At 39.0% G+C, this 16,160-nt stretch carries 14 protein-coding genes; 4 read left to right on the top strand and 10 right to left on the bottom strand.

The features are described 5' to 3' along the window. Window positions 1–73: 73 nt before the first annotated feature. Entirely contained in the window at window positions 74–1,714 is a 1,641-nt protein-coding gene (pyrG, locus tag SAR02S_RS00355; RefSeq protein WP_041955845.1) for a CTP synthase, read from the top strand. Further along, window positions 1,707–3,290 carry a single-stranded-DNA-specific exonuclease RecJ gene (recJ, locus tag SAR02S_RS00360; RefSeq protein ID WP_041955846.1) on the top strand — a complete coding sequence of 528 codons (1,584 nt, stop codon included), beginning with the start codon at window positions 1,707–1,709 and terminating at the stop codon, window positions 3,288–3,290. Before pyrG ends, recJ begins: the two co-directional genes overlap by 8 nt. On the opposite strand, the gene SAR02S_RS00365 is transcribed toward recJ, so the two are convergent. The 9 genes from SAR02S_RS00365 to purB form a co-directional block, all read right to left on the bottom strand. After that, the gene (locus SAR02S_RS00365; protein WP_041955847.1) at window positions 3,287–3,946 is read right to left on the bottom strand and encodes a protein-L-isoaspartate(D-aspartate) O-methyltransferase; all 660 of its coding nucleotides are present in this window, start codon (window positions 3,944–3,946) and stop codon (window positions 3,287–3,289) included. The genes recJ and SAR02S_RS00365 overlap by 4 nt on opposite strands. Next, window positions 3,924–4,679 (bottom strand): carbon-nitrogen hydrolase family protein, encoded by a 756-nt coding sequence (locus SAR02S_RS00370; protein WP_041955848.1) that lies wholly within the window; start codon window positions 4,677–4,679, stop codon window positions 3,924–3,926. Before SAR02S_RS00370 ends, SAR02S_RS00365 begins: the two co-directional genes overlap by 23 nt. After that, window positions 4,669–5,691: a ribonucleotide-diphosphate reductase subunit beta gene (locus tag SAR02S_RS00375; protein WP_041955849.1), complete on the bottom strand. Its 1,023-nt coding sequence runs from the start codon at window positions 5,689–5,691 to the stop codon at window positions 4,669–4,671. The genes SAR02S_RS00370 and SAR02S_RS00375 overlap by 11 nt, the downstream gene beginning before the upstream one ends. A gap of 37 nt (window positions 5,692–5,728) precedes the next feature. Beyond that, window positions 5,729–6,421 (bottom strand): anaerobic ribonucleoside-triphosphate reductase activating protein, encoded by a 693-nt coding sequence (locus SAR02S_RS00380; RefSeq protein ID WP_232293961.1) that lies wholly within the window; start codon window positions 6,419–6,421, stop codon window positions 5,729–5,731. Beyond that, complete coding sequence (gene nrdD / locus SAR02S_RS13390) at window positions 6,399–6,563, bottom strand: anaerobic ribonucleoside-triphosphate reductase (protein WP_041955852.1); 165 nt, start codon at window positions 6,561–6,563, stop codon at window positions 6,399–6,401. Before nrdD ends, SAR02S_RS00380 begins: the two co-directional genes overlap by 23 nt. Further along, complete coding sequence (locus tag SAR02S_RS00390) at window positions 6,560–8,665, bottom strand: ribonucleoside triphosphate reductase (RefSeq protein WP_041955854.1); 2,106 nt, start codon at window positions 8,663–8,665, stop codon at window positions 6,560–6,562. Before SAR02S_RS00390 ends, nrdD begins: the two co-directional genes overlap by 4 nt. 202 nt (window positions 8,666–8,867) lie before the next feature. Beyond that, window positions 8,868–9,560, bottom strand: coding sequence for an aspartate/glutamate racemase family protein (locus SAR02S_RS00395; protein ID WP_041955856.1), 693 nt, complete (start codon window positions 9,558–9,560; stop codon window positions 8,868–8,870). A 28-nt stretch (window positions 9,561–9,588) separates the two neighbouring features. Beyond that, complete coding sequence (locus SAR02S_RS00400) at window positions 9,589–11,955, bottom strand: ribonucleoside-diphosphate reductase subunit alpha (protein WP_041955859.1); 2,367 nt, start codon at window positions 11,953–11,955, stop codon at window positions 9,589–9,591. Then, the gene (purB, locus tag SAR02S_RS00405) at window positions 11,955–13,283 is read right to left on the bottom strand and encodes an adenylosuccinate lyase (protein WP_041955860.1); all 1,329 of its coding nucleotides are present in this window, start codon (window positions 13,281–13,283) and stop codon (window positions 11,955–11,957) included. Before purB ends, SAR02S_RS00400 begins: the two co-directional genes overlap by 1 nt. Window positions 13,284–13,401: 118 nt before the next feature. On the opposite strand from purB, the gene SAR02S_RS00410 reads away from it, so the two are divergent. Together SAR02S_RS00410 and SAR02S_RS00415 are read left to right on the top strand one after the other, a co-directional pair. Then, window positions 13,402–14,310 (top strand): RluA family pseudouridine synthase, encoded by a 909-nt coding sequence (locus tag SAR02S_RS00410; RefSeq protein WP_052433490.1) that lies wholly within the window; start codon window positions 13,402–13,404, stop codon window positions 14,308–14,310. Between the two features lie 2 nt (window positions 14,311–14,312). Next, window positions 14,313–14,927: a fumarylacetoacetate hydrolase family protein gene (locus tag SAR02S_RS00415; protein ID WP_041955862.1), complete on the top strand. Its 615-nt coding sequence runs from the start codon at window positions 14,313–14,315 to the stop codon at window positions 14,925–14,927. A 113-nt stretch (window positions 14,928–15,040) separates the two neighbouring features. Here SAR02S_RS00415 and rlmN read toward each other — a convergent pair whose 3' ends face one another. Beyond that, entirely contained in the window at window positions 15,041–16,117 is a 1,077-nt protein-coding gene (gene rlmN / locus SAR02S_RS00420) for a dual-specificity RNA methyltransferase RlmN (RefSeq protein ID WP_041955864.1), read from the bottom strand. Window positions 16,118–16,160 lie beyond the last annotated feature (43 nt).

The raw sequence follows: 16,160 nt of genomic DNA on the forward strand, positions 1-16,160 counted from the left end.
CACGAAGATAAACCCTTTATTAGCTTAGCTTAGCTATAATCTTGCCATTAAATAATAATGAGGCGGAAAGATTATGTCCAATCACGAAACAAAGTATATTTTTATTACTGGAGGCGTTTTAAGCTCTCTTGGTAAAGGCATAGCAGCGGCGAGTATCTCTACACTTTTAAAAAATGTTGGCTTTAAAGTTAGCATTCTGAAAGCTGATCCTTACATCAATGTCGATCCTGGAACGATGAGTCCCTTGGAGCACGGAGAGGTTTTTGTCACCGATGATGGTGCCGAGACCGATCTTGATCTTGGACATTATGAGCGTTTCTTGGATGAAAATCTAACCCAAGCCAACAACTTTACAACAGGTCGTGTTTATTCCTCTGTTATCGAAAAAGAGCGACGTGGCGATTATCTTGGTAAAACGATCCAAGTGATTCCTCACATTGTTGATGAGATTGCAAACCGCATCAAAGAAGCGGGTCGTGGTCAAGATATTTTGATTGTTGAGATTGGTGGAACTGTGGGTGATATCGAAGGATTACCTTTTTTAGAAGCCATTCGTTCTCTTAAAAGTGAACTTGGAAAACGCAGAGCTATGAATATTCATCTTACTTTGGTTCCTTTCATCAAAGCTGCAGGTGAGCTCAAAACCAAACCAACGCAACACTCGGTTCAAGAGCTTCGTCGTATTGGTATAACGCCTGATATGCTTATTTGCCGCTCCGAATACCCACTTCCTAAAGAGCTTAAAAACAAGCTAGCTTTTTCTTGTGGCGTAGAGCGTAATTCTGTCATTGAGTGTTTAGATGCGACAACGATTTATCAAGTGCCACTCAGTTTTCTCAAAGAGAACATTTTAGCGCCGATTTCTGAAGCGCTTGATCTAGGAGATTTGACACCTCATATGGATGAGTGGGACCTTTTGGTTAAGCGTGTCATTGCGCCACGTGATGAGTTGATGATCGCATTTGTGGGTAAATACCTTGATCTTAAAGAGTCTTATAAATCGCTCACAGAGTCGTTGATCCATGCGGGAGCACATCTGAATGCTAAAGTGAAAATTCGCTGGGTAGATTCTGAAGTCATTGAAGAAAAAGGTTGCGAAGATATTCTTTCCGATGTAGATGGCATTTTGGTTGCGGGTGGTTTTGGTGAGCGTGGTGTTGTCGGTAAAATGGCAGCCATTCAATATGCGCGAGAACATCAAATCCCTTACCTTGGAATATGTCTAGGTATGCAGCTTGCAATGATTGAATTTGCACGCAACGTTTTGCATCTTGAAGATGCCAATTCGGCTGAATTTAATCCTACATGTAAAAATCCTATTATCTATTTGATCGACTCTTTTATGGATGCGAGTGGTCAAAAACAATTGCGTACCTTCCAAAGCCCATTGGGTGGAACAATGCGTTTGGGTGGCTATGAGTGTGAAACAAAACCAGACTCATTGTTGCGATCTGTTTACGATGGAGCCAAAGTAATCCGCGAACGTCATCGCCACCGATACGAAGCTAACCCAGCATACCGTGAAGCCTTTGAAAAAGCGGGACTCATCGTGAGTGGTGAGAGTCATGGCTTGATTGAAGCAGTAGAACTTAAAGGTCATCCATGGTTTTTAGGTGTTCAGTTTCACCCTGAGTTTACATCACGTTTAACCAATCCTAATAAAACGATTGTGGGCTTTGCGAGAGCGGCTTTAACACAACGTCAAAATGGCTAAGCTACTGACCAAAGAGGAGATAAAACGGATTCTTCAAAGCAGGTTCGAGAATGACGAATGTACCCGTTTAAATGAGATTCCTAAGCCCTCCTCTTTAAAAGATATTGCACGAGCATCGAAACGCATTGCCGATGCGATGCGAAATGGTGAGCGTATTGCCATTGTAGGTGATTACGATGTCGATGGAGTCATATCTTCGGTTATTTTAAGCCAATTTTTTGATGATCTAGGGGTTGATTACTCCTTAATTATCCCTAACCGTTTTACCGATGGTTATGGTTTAAATCCAGATATTGTTGCAAAGCTTGATGTGCATGTGATTATCACCGTTGATAATGGTATCTCTGCCATTGAAGCCGCTCAAATTTGTAAAGAACAAGGGATTGATCTCATCATTACCGATCACCATAGTATCCCTTCTGTTCTACCTGAAGCGTATGCTATTGTCAATCCTAAACAAGAAGATTGTGCTTTTCCTCATTGTGAAATTTGTGGGGCACAAGTCGCATGGTATTTAGTCGCTGCACTCAAAGAGGAGCTAGGCGTCGAGTATGACCTTTCGAGCTTCTTAGACCTACTTTGCATCGCGATTATGGCAGATATGATGGAACTTGTGGGGATGAATCGCGTGATGGTCAAAAAAGGCATAGTCGAGCTTAACCACTCTAAACGTGCCGCTTTTGAGGCTATTAAACAGTATTTTGGCAAAGCAACCTTAGAAGGCGATGATATTTCATTTTTGATAGCACCACTCATTAATAGTTCAGGACGTATGGAAGATGCCATTTTCTCTTATGAATTTTTGAAGTCAAAAAATGTAGATGATGCTTTAAAAAAACTTGATTATATTGTTTCTTTGAATGAAGCACGCAAAGAAGAGGAACGCCTTTTATTTGAAGCAACGCTTCCTTACGTCAAAGAGGCTGAAAATATCATCGTGGCATGGGGTGAAGAGTGGCATGAAGGTATTGTAGGGATCGTCGCTTCTAGGCTCTCCAAACGCTTTAAAAAGCCTGCTATTGTCTTTTCAATTAGAGATGAGAGGGCCAAAGGGAGCGCACGTGGCATTGGCGATGTGGATATTTTAGAATTGATTCGTTCGCAAGAAGCTATTTTACTAGGATTCGGTGGGCACAAAGGTGCTGCGGGTGTTTCAATAGAAATCAAGCATTTGGAACAATTTCGTACCAATTTAGAGAAAGCATCGATCCAATTTACGCAAGAAGTATTGGAAGCGGATAATGATCTTTTGGGCGAGATCACTGCGGATCAGATTGATTTTGAGCTTTTAGAGATTTTAGAAAATCAAGAGCCTTATGGGCAGAAAAATCCAAAACCGAGCTTTTTACTGCAGAATATTCTGGTGAAAGTCGATCGGTTGATTGGCAAAGATGGGCAGCATTTGAAACTTATTTTGCAAGAGGGAAGTAACGCCCTTGAAGCGCTTTTCTTTAACTATGATATGAAAGCCAAACAGGGTGATCGCATTGATATTCTTTTTACGGTTTCACGTAATGACTATCGAGGGCTTGTGACACCTCAACTTTTAATCAAGCAGATTGTGAAAAAGTATTAAAATTCACGACCATCTTTAACAGGTACAAAGAGGCAATCACCGATTGTCTCTTTTCGTATTCCTTCTTCTGTTTTAATAAAACGGGTAATAATCTGCTTATCTCCTTTTTCAATAGGAGCAACTAAAATCCCCCCCACTTTCAACTGTTCAAAGAGTTTTTGAGGCACTTCTGGCGTTGAAGCTGAAAAAAGAATGCGATCATAAGGTGCAAACTCTCTCCAGCCATTTTGACCATCGTCAAAACGCGTGTGTATGTTAGTAATACCTAAGGTTTTAAAGCGTTCACGTGCCTCTTTAAGAAGGCGTTCAATGCGTTCAATGGTAAAGACTCTGCGAATAATTTTACTTAGGATAAGCGCTTGGTAGCCACTCCCACAACCGATCTCCAAAACACTGTCCGCACCTTTACATGTAAGCGCTTCGGTCATTTTAGCCACGGTTAAAGGCGAGCTGATCCATTGATTAGCAGCCAAAGGCAGAGCGTCTAGTTTATAAGCGTGCATGCTCATGCCTTGTGGCACAAAAAGTTCACGCTCACTCTGGCAAAAAGCATCATAGACATTGGGACTTATAGGACAAATTTTGGCGATTTCATCTGCCATTTTTTTATGTTTTTGAAAACGTATTTTAGTGTTAAAGTGAGCCGTTTGCGGCATTATGATTGAGTCCTATGTCAAGATATCGTCGCATTTTTTTGATCTCGCTAGCATCAAAAGCATGCATTATAAGTCTGCTACGATCATCGATGGTAACGTCACCAAAAGGAGAAATAATAGCACTGCCTTTAGCCATACTTTCATCGGCGCCATTCGCACACAGTACATACGCTTGATTGGCGATTGCCAATGCCGTCGTAAGCACTTCAAAGTGTTTTTTACGAAGTTTGCCCCAGTATGCAGGTACTAAAATCAGATCTGCCCCTTTGATTTGCTCCCAAAGGCATGGAAAGCGAAGTTCAAAGCAGATAAGTACAGCAATTTTTATTCCATCAACATCAATGATACTTATTTCTTCTGTATTTCCTGAGCTAAAGTAGTGCTCTTCTTCGCCTAAGGTGAACAGTTTTGATTTGGCACGTGTATAGATAAGCTCACCATGATGAAAAAGTTTGAAGTTATTCATATATCCCGCATCTGTTTTCTCAATTAAAGTAAGCCCAAATGTTTTACATGTAGAAAGTTTTGCAAGGTTTGGAATCATAGCGGCAGAAAAGAGAGCCGCTTCTTCCATTTTATCGTAGCTGTAAGCGCTCAAACAAAGCTCTGGCGCTAAAACAATGCTATTGGAAGGTGTTTGCTCTACCAGAGCTTGCAGGGTTGCAAAATTCTCCTCAAAGCTTCGTCCTTCATAGGCAAATTGTAAAGTGCAGAGCATCGGTTTAGAAGTCATCGAAAGAAAGACTTCCTTTACTGTAATTCGAGACATTGCCTTCAAAGAAGTTTGTTTTTTGGTCATTAAATTTTGAAAAGTCATCCACCCATTTAATCGGGTGCTTGGCGTTATAGAGTTTTTCAAATCCTACAGCGGTTAAACGATCATCGATAAGATAGTGAATGTACGTCTCGATGATATCATCGGTAAAGCCCATAATTTGATTTTGGGTGATGTATTTGCCCCACTCTATTTCAAGGTCACCTGCTTTTTGGAACATATCATAGACTTTGGCTTTAAGCTCTGGGGTAAAAAGCTCCGGACGCTCTTTTTGAACGGAATTAATCATGTTTTGAAAGATTAAAAGATGCGTAATTTCATCGCGTTGAATAAAACGAATCATCTGCGCACTTCCTAGCATTCTACCAGCACGTGCTAGGGCATAAATAGCGGTAAAACCAGAGTAAAAGTAAATGCCCTCTAAAATCTGGTTGGCAAACATCGCCAGCACGAGTTTTTCATCGGTGACATCACCTGCAAGCTCTTCGTAAACGCTTGAGATATAGTCATTTTTACGACGCAATACCTCATCGTGTTTTTCCATCTCATAAATGAGGTCTGTATTGTCACAAATTGCTTCGACCATAACAGCATAGGATTTCGAGTGGTTTGCCTCTTCGTACGATTGACGTGAAAGACATGCGTTAATCTCTGGGGCTGTGATATAAGGATTGATGTTATCGGTAAGGTTGTTGGTTTGGAAACTGTCCATACTAATAAGTTGGGACCAAACAAGGTCATACATACGTTTTTCAGCATCGGTCAAATTTCGGTTATAGTCGATGACATCTTTAGTCGTATCGACCTCTTTAGGAAACCATGTATTGCCTTCCATCATATCCCAAAGTTTGAGTGCCCAGGTATATTTTGCTTTGGTAAAATTTAAAATTCCATGAGGATTTCCGCCAAAGACTCTGCGATCATTTAAGCTCTCATCTGAGTTTGGGTTGTAGATTTTTTTGCGCTCCATTGCCATTCCTAATACAGTAATATCTAAAAAGATTGTATCAAAAATTTCTTAATTCTATAGGCACAAGAGGGGTTAGTTTGCTCAAATCAAACTGATTTTGTTGCATTTTTGTTGCGCCAAGGGTGGGTTCTACATGTAAATAATTTTGAAGATAATACAAGCCTTGATAGCCCTTTACATGTAAATCGTCTATGATACTATTGATGTCTTGTGGACTCAGCAAATCACTGTGCAGTGTGGTGCGTACTTCAAAAGGAAAATGCCCTTTTATCAGTAGCTTAAGGCTTTGCTCAAAGCGTTCAAAATGACGGTTATGGGTTAAGGTTTCATACTTATATTTAGGAGCTTTATAATCGAGTGCAATATAGTCAACAAGCTCTTTTTCAATCAAACGTGCAAGGAGTTGTGGATTGGAACCATTGGTATCGATTTTAATTTTGTAGCCTAAAGCTTTAATAGCTTCGCAGAACCCTTCAAGATGTGGGTAAAGGGTGCACTCTCCACCGCTTAATACAACACTATCAAGTCGCCCTTGCCTACTTTGAAGGAATTCGAGCGCTTTATCTAAGCTGATAGTACCCTCGTCTCGCACAATGTGCGGGTTGTAGCAATACGGACATGCCATATTGCACTTAGCAAACCAAAAGATAGACGCTAGATGATGTGGATAATCTAGCGTCGTAAATTTGGTAATGCTATGGATTGGGTTATTTATGGCAGCATCTCTCAACAAACTGAATACGCTCTTTGTGTTCACCTGTTTTTCCAACATTAAAACTCTCTACGGGTCTATGGTAACCCATAACACGGGTGTAAACGATACATTTGGTACGTTTTTCTCTCAATTTCTCTAAAATCTCTGTTTTGCTCATGATGCATCTCCTTGTTTGTATTGTTCGACTAACTCTTCGTCACATTTAGGGCAAAATTCATGCTCACCACTGATATAACCATGCTTCTCACACACCGAAAAGACAGGTGTGATCGTAAGGTATGGCATACGGTAGTTCGTAATGACATTTTTAACCAACTTCTTACATGCTTCACTTGAACTAATGCGCTCTTTCATGTAAAGATGCAGTACGGTTCCCCCTGTATAGGAGCATTGAAGATCATCTTGAAGATCCAATGCTTCAAAAGGATCATCGGTAAAATTCGCAGGAAGTTGAGAGGAATTGGTGTAATACACATTTTTTCCTGATCCTGCCTGGATGATCTCAGGGTAGCGTTTTTTATCTTCTTTTGCAAAACGGTATGTTGTACCCTCTGCTGGAGTTGCTTCAAGGTTGTAGAGATTACCAGTCTCTTCTTGATACGCGACCATTTTGTTGCGCACAAATTCTAATATTTCGTGAGCAAATTCCATTCCATATTCATCAGCAATCGTATGTTTGTCATCCGTAAAATTACGGATCATTTCGTTGATGCCGTTGACTCCAATGGTTGAAAAATGGCTGTTAAATCCTGGTAAATAACGTGCTGTATAAGGGTAAAGCCCGCGGTTATACATCTCTTGAACAAACACACGTTTTTTCTCTAAGGTTGATTTTGCAAGATCCATAAGGTATTCAAAACGCTCCATCAACTCTTTTTTGTTGCCTTTGTAAAGATAACCAAGACGTGCCATATTGAGGGTAACCACACCAATACTTCCCGTCATCTCCGCACTTCCGAAAAGTCCACCACCACGCTTTAAAAGCTCTCTAAGATCAAGTTGTAAACGACAACACATAGAGCGCACATGACCAGGTTTATAGGCTTTAGGATTTTCGACGAGTTTACCCTCATCATCTCTGACGTATTGGCTTCCAATAAAGTTTTGGAAATACGAAGAGCCAATTTTGGCTGTGTTTTCAAAGAGTAATTCGGTATTTTCTCCATCCCAGTCAAAATCTTCTGTGATGTTAACGGTAGGAATTGGGAAAGTAAACGGTTGCCCCGTTTTATCGCCTTCAGTCATCACTTCATAGTAAGCTTTATTGATAAGATTCATCTCTTTCTGGAAATGTTTATAAGTCATGGCTTCAAGAGACGTGACACCACGTTTTTTTGCCTCTTCCATAAGCTCAGCATCGTTAATCTCTTTAAAGAGATGACGTTGACTTGAGGTTGGAATTTGATCTGCCAAGTCTTTCGGCACAGTCCAGTCAATAGTAATGTTGGTAAATGGGCTTTGTCCCCAACGCGCTGGAACGTTTAGGTTGTAAATAAAGCTACGAATCGCTTTTTTGATCTCTTTGTATGAGATTTTATCTTTGAACGCGTACGGGGCTAAGTAGGTATCAAATGAGCTGAACGCTTGTGCACCCGCCCATTCACTTTGCAAAATTCCTAGAAAGTTTGCCATTTGTCCTAACGCTTCTCTAAAATGCATTGGAGGACGACTTTCAACGCGACCCCTTACACCATTAAAACCTTCATCCAAAAGTACTCTTAAACTCCAACCTGCACAATACGCTGTCAAACAGTCCAAATCGTGGATATGATAGTCACCATTTCTATGCGCTAAACCCTCTTCTTTAGAATAAATTTTATCGAGCCAGTAGTTGGCGATAACTTTTCCTGCTGTATTGTTCACAAGCCCTGCGTTAGAGTAGCCAGTGTTCGAGTTCGCTTTAATTCTCCAGTCGCTTTTGCCAATGTACTCTTCAATCGTTTGGCTAGAATTGACATAGGTTGTATCTTCATTAAGTCCGTAGATGTGCTCGCGCTGCATTTTATGCGTATGTCGGTAGAGAATGAATGAACGCATAACATCAAAATAGCGTGTTTTATAAAGCTCTTGTTCGATCATATCTTGGAAGTCTTCAACCGCTGCTACACGTTTTTTCTCAATACGCTTGAGAATCTCTTTAAAGATACTTTCGTCGTACGTTACACCTTCGCTTTTAAAGGCCTTTTTGATAGCGTCTTCGATCTTAAAAGGTTCAAATTCTTCTGTTGTTCCGTCACGTTTGAGTACTTTGGTTAGCATGGTTATCCTAGATTTAAAAGTAGTGAAGATTATAGTAAGAGTAAAATTTAAAGAAACTTAATGATTAAGCTGTAACAACTATGTCACAGTCCAAAACAAAGCTTTTTTTAAAAGTTTACTTAAAGGAATAAATCCCTTAATAAAGGGATTATAGTCTATTTTATGCTAAATAATATAAAAATTTAAAATTAATTTATAATATTTAGAGTGCATGATTAAGTGCTTCATTTACATGTAAAATAGTCGTGTCAAACAACGGAAGTTTCGAGCTTTGTTGATCCAGTAAAAGTCCAATTTCGGTACATCCTAAAATAACGGCATCAATGCTTGCATCATGACTTTTAAGATCATCAATAATCTTTAAAAATATTTCTTTGGAAGCTGTTTCAATTTTACCAATACAGAGTTCGTGAAAGATAATTTGATTGATCATTTCTATTGATTTCAGATCGGGAATAACAACATCAATGTGATGCGCATTTAAAATCTCTTTGTAAAAAGACTCTTGCATGGTAAATTTTGTCCCTAACAAGATAACTTTGTGAGAACCATGAGCATTGAGGGCATTTGCTGTCGCTTCCGCAATATGTAAAAAAGGTGTTTTAACATGTGGTGTGACTAAGGGAAGTACTTTATGCATGGTATTGGTACACAGAAGTATAAAATCAACTCCTGCACGCTCTAAAGAGAGAGCTGCTTCCTGAATAATTGAGGCAGCTTCCTCCCATTTTCCTTCACTTTGTAAGCGTGCAATAGGAGCAAAATCAACGGAATGTAAGATAATCTTTGCGCTATGCAGTCCGCCAAGTTTTGTTTTTACGCCTTCGTTGAGAAGTTTGTAATAACTGAGCGTTGACTCCCAACTCATGCCACCAATCAGTCCTATTGTTTTCATTTGCACCTTTTACATGTAAAGCATTTTTTTATTGACAACCCTCACACTCAATGCTACGGTCGGCTACTTCAAGTTTATTCTCAGGAGATTGAGAACGTAGATAGTATGTTGATTTAATACCCAGTTTCCAGCCTAGCATATAGATGTCATTAAGGTACTTTCCACTGGCTTTATCAAGCGTGATAAAGATATTAAGACTTTGTCCTTGATCGATCCATTTTTGTCTAATAGCACCTGCTTTAATAAGCACTCTTTGATCGAGTTCATACGCAGGCGTATAAAATCCCCACGTATCTGGATTAAGATTTGGAGCAACAACAGGGATCATGCCAGAGAGATTCTCTTCAAACCATTTACGTTTATAAACAGGTTCTATGGTTTGCGTTGTTCCTACAAGAATAGAGATTGAACTGGTTGGTGCTATTGCCATCAAATAGCCATTTCGCATACCATTTTGTTTCACTTTTTCTCTTAAGCTGTCCCAGTCGTACATGTAACCAAAAAGACCGCCACGATCAACTAATTTTTTCGCTTCTTCATTGGCTGTATCGATAGGGAAAATGCCTCTACTCCATTTTGAACCTGCAAATTCTGGGTAAGCGCCTTTTTCAATCGCTAGGTTAGAGGATGAGAGGATGACGTTATAGCTGATCGCTTCCATCACTTCATCAATTTTGCTAAAGTGTTCATAACTTCCCCATGCAATGTGTTGTTCAGCAAGCATTTGCGCTTCACCCATAACACCTAAGCCAATAGCCCGTGATTTGAGGTTTGTATGTTTGACTTTTGCATGTGGGTAGAAGTTAAGATCGATAACGTTATCGAGCATTCGAATGGCTATAGGAATCGTTCGCTCAATATCTTCTTTGGTATTAATGATGGAGAGGTTAACACTCGCTAAGTTACATACCGCCGTTTTCCCCTCGACCATCTCTTTTTCAACAATGAAAATATCTTTGCCATCAATGCTATCGAGTGCAGTGACTTTTTTGGCTTCTTTAGTAATGCCACTGTCGACTTTGACTAAATCACTCTCTTCGTAGGTAATGAAAGTTTGATCGTTAAAAACAATCTTAATTTTATAGTGGTTTGGCTGAGTATTTTGAAAAATCTCTGTACATAGGTTAGAACTTCTAATGATTCCTGAATGATCGTTTGGATTAGCTTTATTGGCATTGTCTTTGAAACATAAAAAAGGACTTCCACTTTCAAAATAGCTGGTAAGAATTTTCTTCCATAACTCTTTTGCAGGGACATACTCTTTTGCAACATTTTCATTTTGCTCATATGCAATATAGCGTTTCTCAAACTCTTCACCAAACACTTCACAAAGATCATGCGTTTCTGCTGGGTCAAAAAGCGTCCAAATGGCATTCTCTTCCACTCTTTTCATAAAGAGATCATTGATCCATAATGCTGGGAACAGTTCGTGTGCCCTACGTCTCTCTTCACCTGAGTTTTTCTTCAAGTCTAAGAAGTCAGAAATGTCCATATGCCATGGTTCTAAATAAACAGCAATCGCACCTTTACGAGTTCCTAGCTGATCAACGGCAACGGCGATATCATTGGTAATTTTTAGGAATGGTATAACACCACCAGCCGCATTTTTATGACCGTCGATCATGCCACCCATAGAGCGTACGAGATTCCAATCCCAACCAATACCGCCACCAAATTTACTGAGCAATGACATCTCTTTATAAGAGTCAAAAATACCTTCGATATTATCAGGCGTACTTCCAATGTAGCATGAGCTTAATTGGTGGCGTGTTGTTCGTGCATTTGAAAGTGTAGGTGTTGCGAGCATTACTTCAAATTTACTAATGACATCGTAAAACTTCTTTGCCCAGTCTTGTGAATTTAGTTCATTTTGGGCTAAGAACATTGCAATTGCCATAAACATATGCTGTGGCAATTCAATCGGCTTACCTTGTCTATTTTTGATTAAATAACGATCGTGGAGTGTTTTAATACCAAGATAGTTGAACTGAAGATCGCGCTCTGGTTTGAGGTGAGTTTCTAGATCTTTTAGATCGTATTTTTCTTTAAGACCTAAGGCAATACGTCCCTCTTTTTCACCACGCTCCAGATACTCGGCAAAGCTTCCGTATCCTGTAAAGCCATTGACTTTATGGTAGAGGTCATAAAGAAAAAGACGTGCAGCAACATACGTCCAGTTTGGACGATCAATATCAATTTTATCAACTGCTGTTTTAATCAATGTTTTTTGAATCTCTTCTGTGGTGATTTGATCACGAAATTGAATCTTCGCATCAACCTCAAGTTCACTTTGAGAGACGTTGTCCAAACCTTTGATGGCAGAGCTGGTATATTTTTGTATTTTTGAGATGTCTAGTGGCTCAATGCGACCATTACGCTTTTGGACGGTTAACATTATTTGAACACCCTTTGAAAGATTTTATCAACATTTTTTGTATAGTAGCTATAGTCAAAACACTCTCTGATTTCTGATTCACTCAGTTTTGCTCTAAGATCTTCATCGCCTAGTAAGTTTTGAAGGTACAAACTTTCTCCTTCACTATTAAGAGCTGGTTTTCCATGCTGAAGATCTTCCCATACTTTCATAGCATTACGTTGAACAATTTTGTAGGCATCTTCACGCGATACATTTTTGAGTGGAAGTTCAAGCAGAATACGTTGAGAGAAAACAAGTCCTCCTGTGAGGTTAAGGTTGCGCATCATATTGTCTGGATAAACAACCAATTTTGAGATAACACTGTTGAGGCGATTTAGCATGAAATCTGTGGTAATAAATCCATCGGGTAAAATAAAACGTTCGACAGAGCTGTGACTGATGTCCCTCTCATGCCACAATGCAACGTTTTCCATAGCTGGGATCGCGTAAGAGCGAATCATGCGGCAAAGTCCAGTAATGTTCTCACTGAGGACTGGATTGCGTTTGTGGGGCATTGCAGAGCTTCCTTTTTGTCCTTTTTCAAAGAACTCTTCACATTCATACACTTCAGTACGTTGATAGTGGCGAACAGCAACCGCAATTTTCTCACAACTTGAAGCTAAAAGAGCAAGTGCATTCATTAACGCTGCATAACGATCGCGTTGAATGACTTGGTTTGAAACAGGAGCAGGTGTGAGCCCAAGGTCTTCACATACATACTCTTCAAGTTCAATTGGGGAGTGAGCCATATTTCCCATAGCGCCACTGATTTGCCCTACTGAAATGACTTCCATAACATTTTCAAGATTTTTGAGACTTCGTTTGATCTCTTCGTACCAAATAGCAAGAACCAAACCAAAAGTGATAGGCTCACCATGAATGCCATGACTTCGTCCAACCATCAGCGTCATCTTGTGTTCCATTGCTCTAGTTTTTAAAGATTCCATCAATGTTTTGACATCGTCAATAATTACATGTAAAGAATCACGCATTTGAAGTGCAACTGCCGTATCGATACAATCAGAACTGGTCATGCCATAATGTACCCATCTGCTTTCTTCTCCAAGGCTGTCTGCAACACTGGTTAAAAAAGCAATAACATCATGCCTTGTTACTTTTTCAATTTCATCAATTCTGTCAATATTAAATTTGGCATTCTTAACAATTTTTTCACAATCGACATCTGGAATGAGCCCTAGTTTATTCCACGCTTTAGTTGCGGCCTTTTCGACTTTGAGCCATGCGTCGTATTTTGCCTCAATTGTCCAATGCTTTTTCATCTCTTCTCTTGCGTAGCGCTCTACCATTTTCATTCCTTGTCTATTTTGTGATTTTTCTGTGATAAAATACGGTGAATTTATCTATGGAATCGTGTTTTATTTGATTCTTTATTTTAACAATATAGGACTAAAAAAGGGTTGAATTTTGGCGTATACTTTGAAAAAGTTTGTTCTTGAAGAACCAACACTTGCCTTTCGCTTCTTAATGGATACCTTTGATATCAGCATGGGTGAAGCACAAAAGATGGTTGATAAAAGGCGAGTGTTTGTAGAAGAAGAGCAACTTCTGAAAAAATCAGCTCTGATTGTGGGTAATATTGGTGTTGTTGTCTTTGAAGGTAATCCCAAAGGCTTATTGCCAGTTTTTGAGACGGAAGATTTTGCAGTGTTTGAAAAACCTAGTGGGGTTATGATGCATCCTCGAAAACGAAGTGATGGATATACACTTAATGACGAGATTAAATCACTTTACGGTAAAGATGCCAATGCGGCACATCGTATTGATAAAAGTACGAGTGGTTTGGTGTTAGTCGGAAAACATAAACAAGCCGAAATTGATCTCAAGCGCATCTTTGCAACAAGGCAAGTTCAAAAGAGTTACTTAGCTTTGGTTCATGGTAAAATTGATGACATGATTATGATAGATGAGAAACTAAAACGCGATGTGGAAACAAGTCAAATCCGTCTTAAAGTCCATGTAGATGAAAGAGGAAAAGCTTCTCAAACCAAGATAACGCCCCTACACTATTTCGCAGATAAAAATGCTACGTTGGTTGAGGCTATTCCTTATACCGGAAGACAGCATCAGATTAGAGTTCATTTGTTCCACGTGAAACATCACATTGTTGGTGATCCAATTTATGGTATTGATGAATCTTATGCTGAAAAGTTTTTAGATGGTTTAATGAGTGTGGAAGAGCAATTGGAAATCACTCAAAGTTCACGTCTTCTTTTACATGCACAAACACTTGCATTTGAGTATAAAGGTATTCCTTATAAGATTGAATCAAAATTTGATGCGAAAACGATATTTTACAACTTAATGAAAGGATAGAAATGAAAACAGTTATTTTAGATGGTGTAAGAGTTGCCCCCAGTAAAGTAGTATGTATTGGACGAAATTATGTTGAACATATTAAAGAGTTGAACAATGAGGTCCCTACTTCCATGGTTTTGTTTATGAAACCTAACGCTGCGCTAAGCAGTGAGCTCATAACAGGTGCAATAACACCTCTTCATTATGAAGGAGAAATATCTTTTTTAATAAAGAAAGGAAAGATTGCAGCTGTTGCTTTTGGGCTGGACTTGACTAACCGTGAACTTCAAAGTGAGCTCAAAGGAAAAGGCTTACCATGGGAGCGTGCAAAGGCTTTTGATGGTGCAGCTGTTATGAGTCAGTTTGTAAGTATTGAAGAATACAATATTGATAAACTCTCAATGCAATTATGGATTAATGATGTGTTAGTTCAAGAGGGAAATATTGATCTAATGATTCATAAACCTCTTTCTATTATCAAAGAGATTAACTCATTTTCAACACTTATTGATAACGATATTGTTATGAGCGGTACCCCAAAAGGTGTTGGAAGTTATGTGAAAGGCGATAAATTTGTAGGTAAGATTTTTGTTGCAGACAGAGAAATTATTTCCAAAGAATGGATAGCTAAATAAAATCAAAAGAGCTTTACATGTAAAGCTCTTACTTCTCTTTTTTAAAGAGGACTGTCACCAATCCACCTACTCCTACGATAACAACAATAATTAAAAATCCAAGTTGAAAAAGATCAAGCATTGTCATTTTTTTGCTCCTTATCTTTTAGTTGACCACATGCCGCACTGATATCCAAACCTTTGGATTGACGAATAGTACAAAGTACTCCATGATCTACAAGATACTGTTGAAAAGCAACCATATCTTTCTCTAATGGACGTCCAAATTCACTTCCTGGATGTGGGTTAAAATAGATAAGATTGACTTTCGATTTTATGCCATGTAGGAGCTTCACCAGCTTCTTTGCACTCTTTTGGTCATCATTTACCCCTTTCATCACTAAGTATTCAAACATGACGCGTTTACGTGCATCTATGGGGAAAGCTTTGACGGCATTAATAATCGACTCAATATTATAGGCTTTATTGATAGGCATTAATTTTTGTCGTAGATCATCATCAACAGCGTGTAGTGAAATTGCTAACAGTACCCCTAAATCCATAAGACCAAGTTTTTCGATTTGTGCACTAAGTCCACTGGTAGAAATAGTTTGTCTTCGTGGAGAGATAGAAAGACCATCAAGATCGTTAAAAATACGCACTGCTTTGCTCACGTTAGTAAGATTGTCCAATGGTTCACCCATTCCCATATAAACAATATTAACACGCCTGTTTTCGGCAATAGCATTATCTCTTTTAATCATTAGAATTTGGGTTGTTATTTCACCGGCTGTTAAGTTACGTTTGAATCCACTTTTTCCTGTAAGGCAAAAGGCGCACCCTATTTTACACCCTACTTGAGAAGATATACAGATGGTATAGCGCGTATGATGAAGAAGTTTACCCTCTTCATCTGTTTGTTCTTGCTTCATGGGTAGGAGAACCGATTCTACTGTGTTGCCATCTTTAAGTGAAAATAGGTATTTTTTACTGCCATCCCTACTCTCTTCAACTTTGACGATCATAAGTGGATCAAGATAGTATGTTGAATTGAGTTGTTCTTTAAGCTCTTTTGGTAGATTTTTCATTTCATCAAAAGAAGTAACATATTTTTGATAAAGCCATTGATAAATTTGCTTCGCTCTAAATGCAGGTTTAATAACTTCTGATAACTCATCTTTCGAGAGATCAAATATATTTTGTTTTTCCATAATTCCTCAAATTTTTTATTTTAGTTCTTTCTGAACTTTGAAC

This window comes from Sulfurospirillum arsenophilum NBRC 109478 (assembly GCF_000813345.1).
Taxonomy (GTDB): domain Bacteria; phylum Campylobacterota; class Campylobacteria; order Campylobacterales; family Sulfurospirillaceae; genus Sulfurospirillum; species Sulfurospirillum arsenophilum.

Coding starts and splice junctions, on each gene's coding strand:
- pyrG (WP_041955845.1), top strand. CDS start 74: ATGTCCAATCACGAAACAAAGTATATTTTTATTACTGGAGGCGTTTTA.
- recJ (WP_041955846.1), top strand. CDS start 1,707: ATGGCTAAGCTACTGACCAAAGAGGAGATAAAACGGATTCTTCAAAGC.
- SAR02S_RS00365 (WP_041955847.1), bottom strand. CDS start 3,946: ATGCCGCAAACGGCTCACTTTAACACTAAAATACGTTTTCAAAAACAT.
- SAR02S_RS00370 (WP_041955848.1), bottom strand. CDS start 4,679: ATGACTTCTAAACCGATGCTCTGCACTTTACAATTTGCCTATGAAGGA.
- SAR02S_RS00375 (WP_041955849.1), bottom strand. CDS start 5,691: ATGGAGCGCAAAAAAATCTACAACCCAAACTCAGATGAGAGCTTAAAT.
- nrdD (WP_041955852.1), bottom strand. CDS start 6,563: ATGAGCAAAACAGAGATTTTAGAGAAATTGAGAGAAAAACGTACCAAA.
- SAR02S_RS00390 (WP_041955854.1), bottom strand. CDS start 8,665: ATGCTAACCAAAGTACTCAAACGTGACGGAACAACAGAAGAATTTGAA.
- SAR02S_RS00395 (WP_041955856.1), bottom strand. CDS start 9,560: ATGAAAACAATAGGACTGATTGGTGGCATGAGTTGGGAGTCAACGCTC.
- SAR02S_RS00400 (WP_041955859.1), bottom strand. CDS start 11,955: ATGTTAACCGTCCAAAAGCGTAATGGTCGCATTGAGCCACTAGACATC.
- purB (WP_041955860.1), bottom strand. CDS start 13,283: ATGGTAGAGCGCTACGCAAGAGAAGAGATGAAAAAGCATTGGACAATT.
- SAR02S_RS00415 (WP_041955862.1), top strand. CDS start 14,313: ATGAAAACAGTTATTTTAGATGGTGTAAGAGTTGCCCCCAGTAAAGTA.
- rlmN (WP_041955864.1), bottom strand. CDS start 16,117: ATGGAAAAACAAAATATATTTGATCTCTCGAAAGATGAGTTATCAGAA.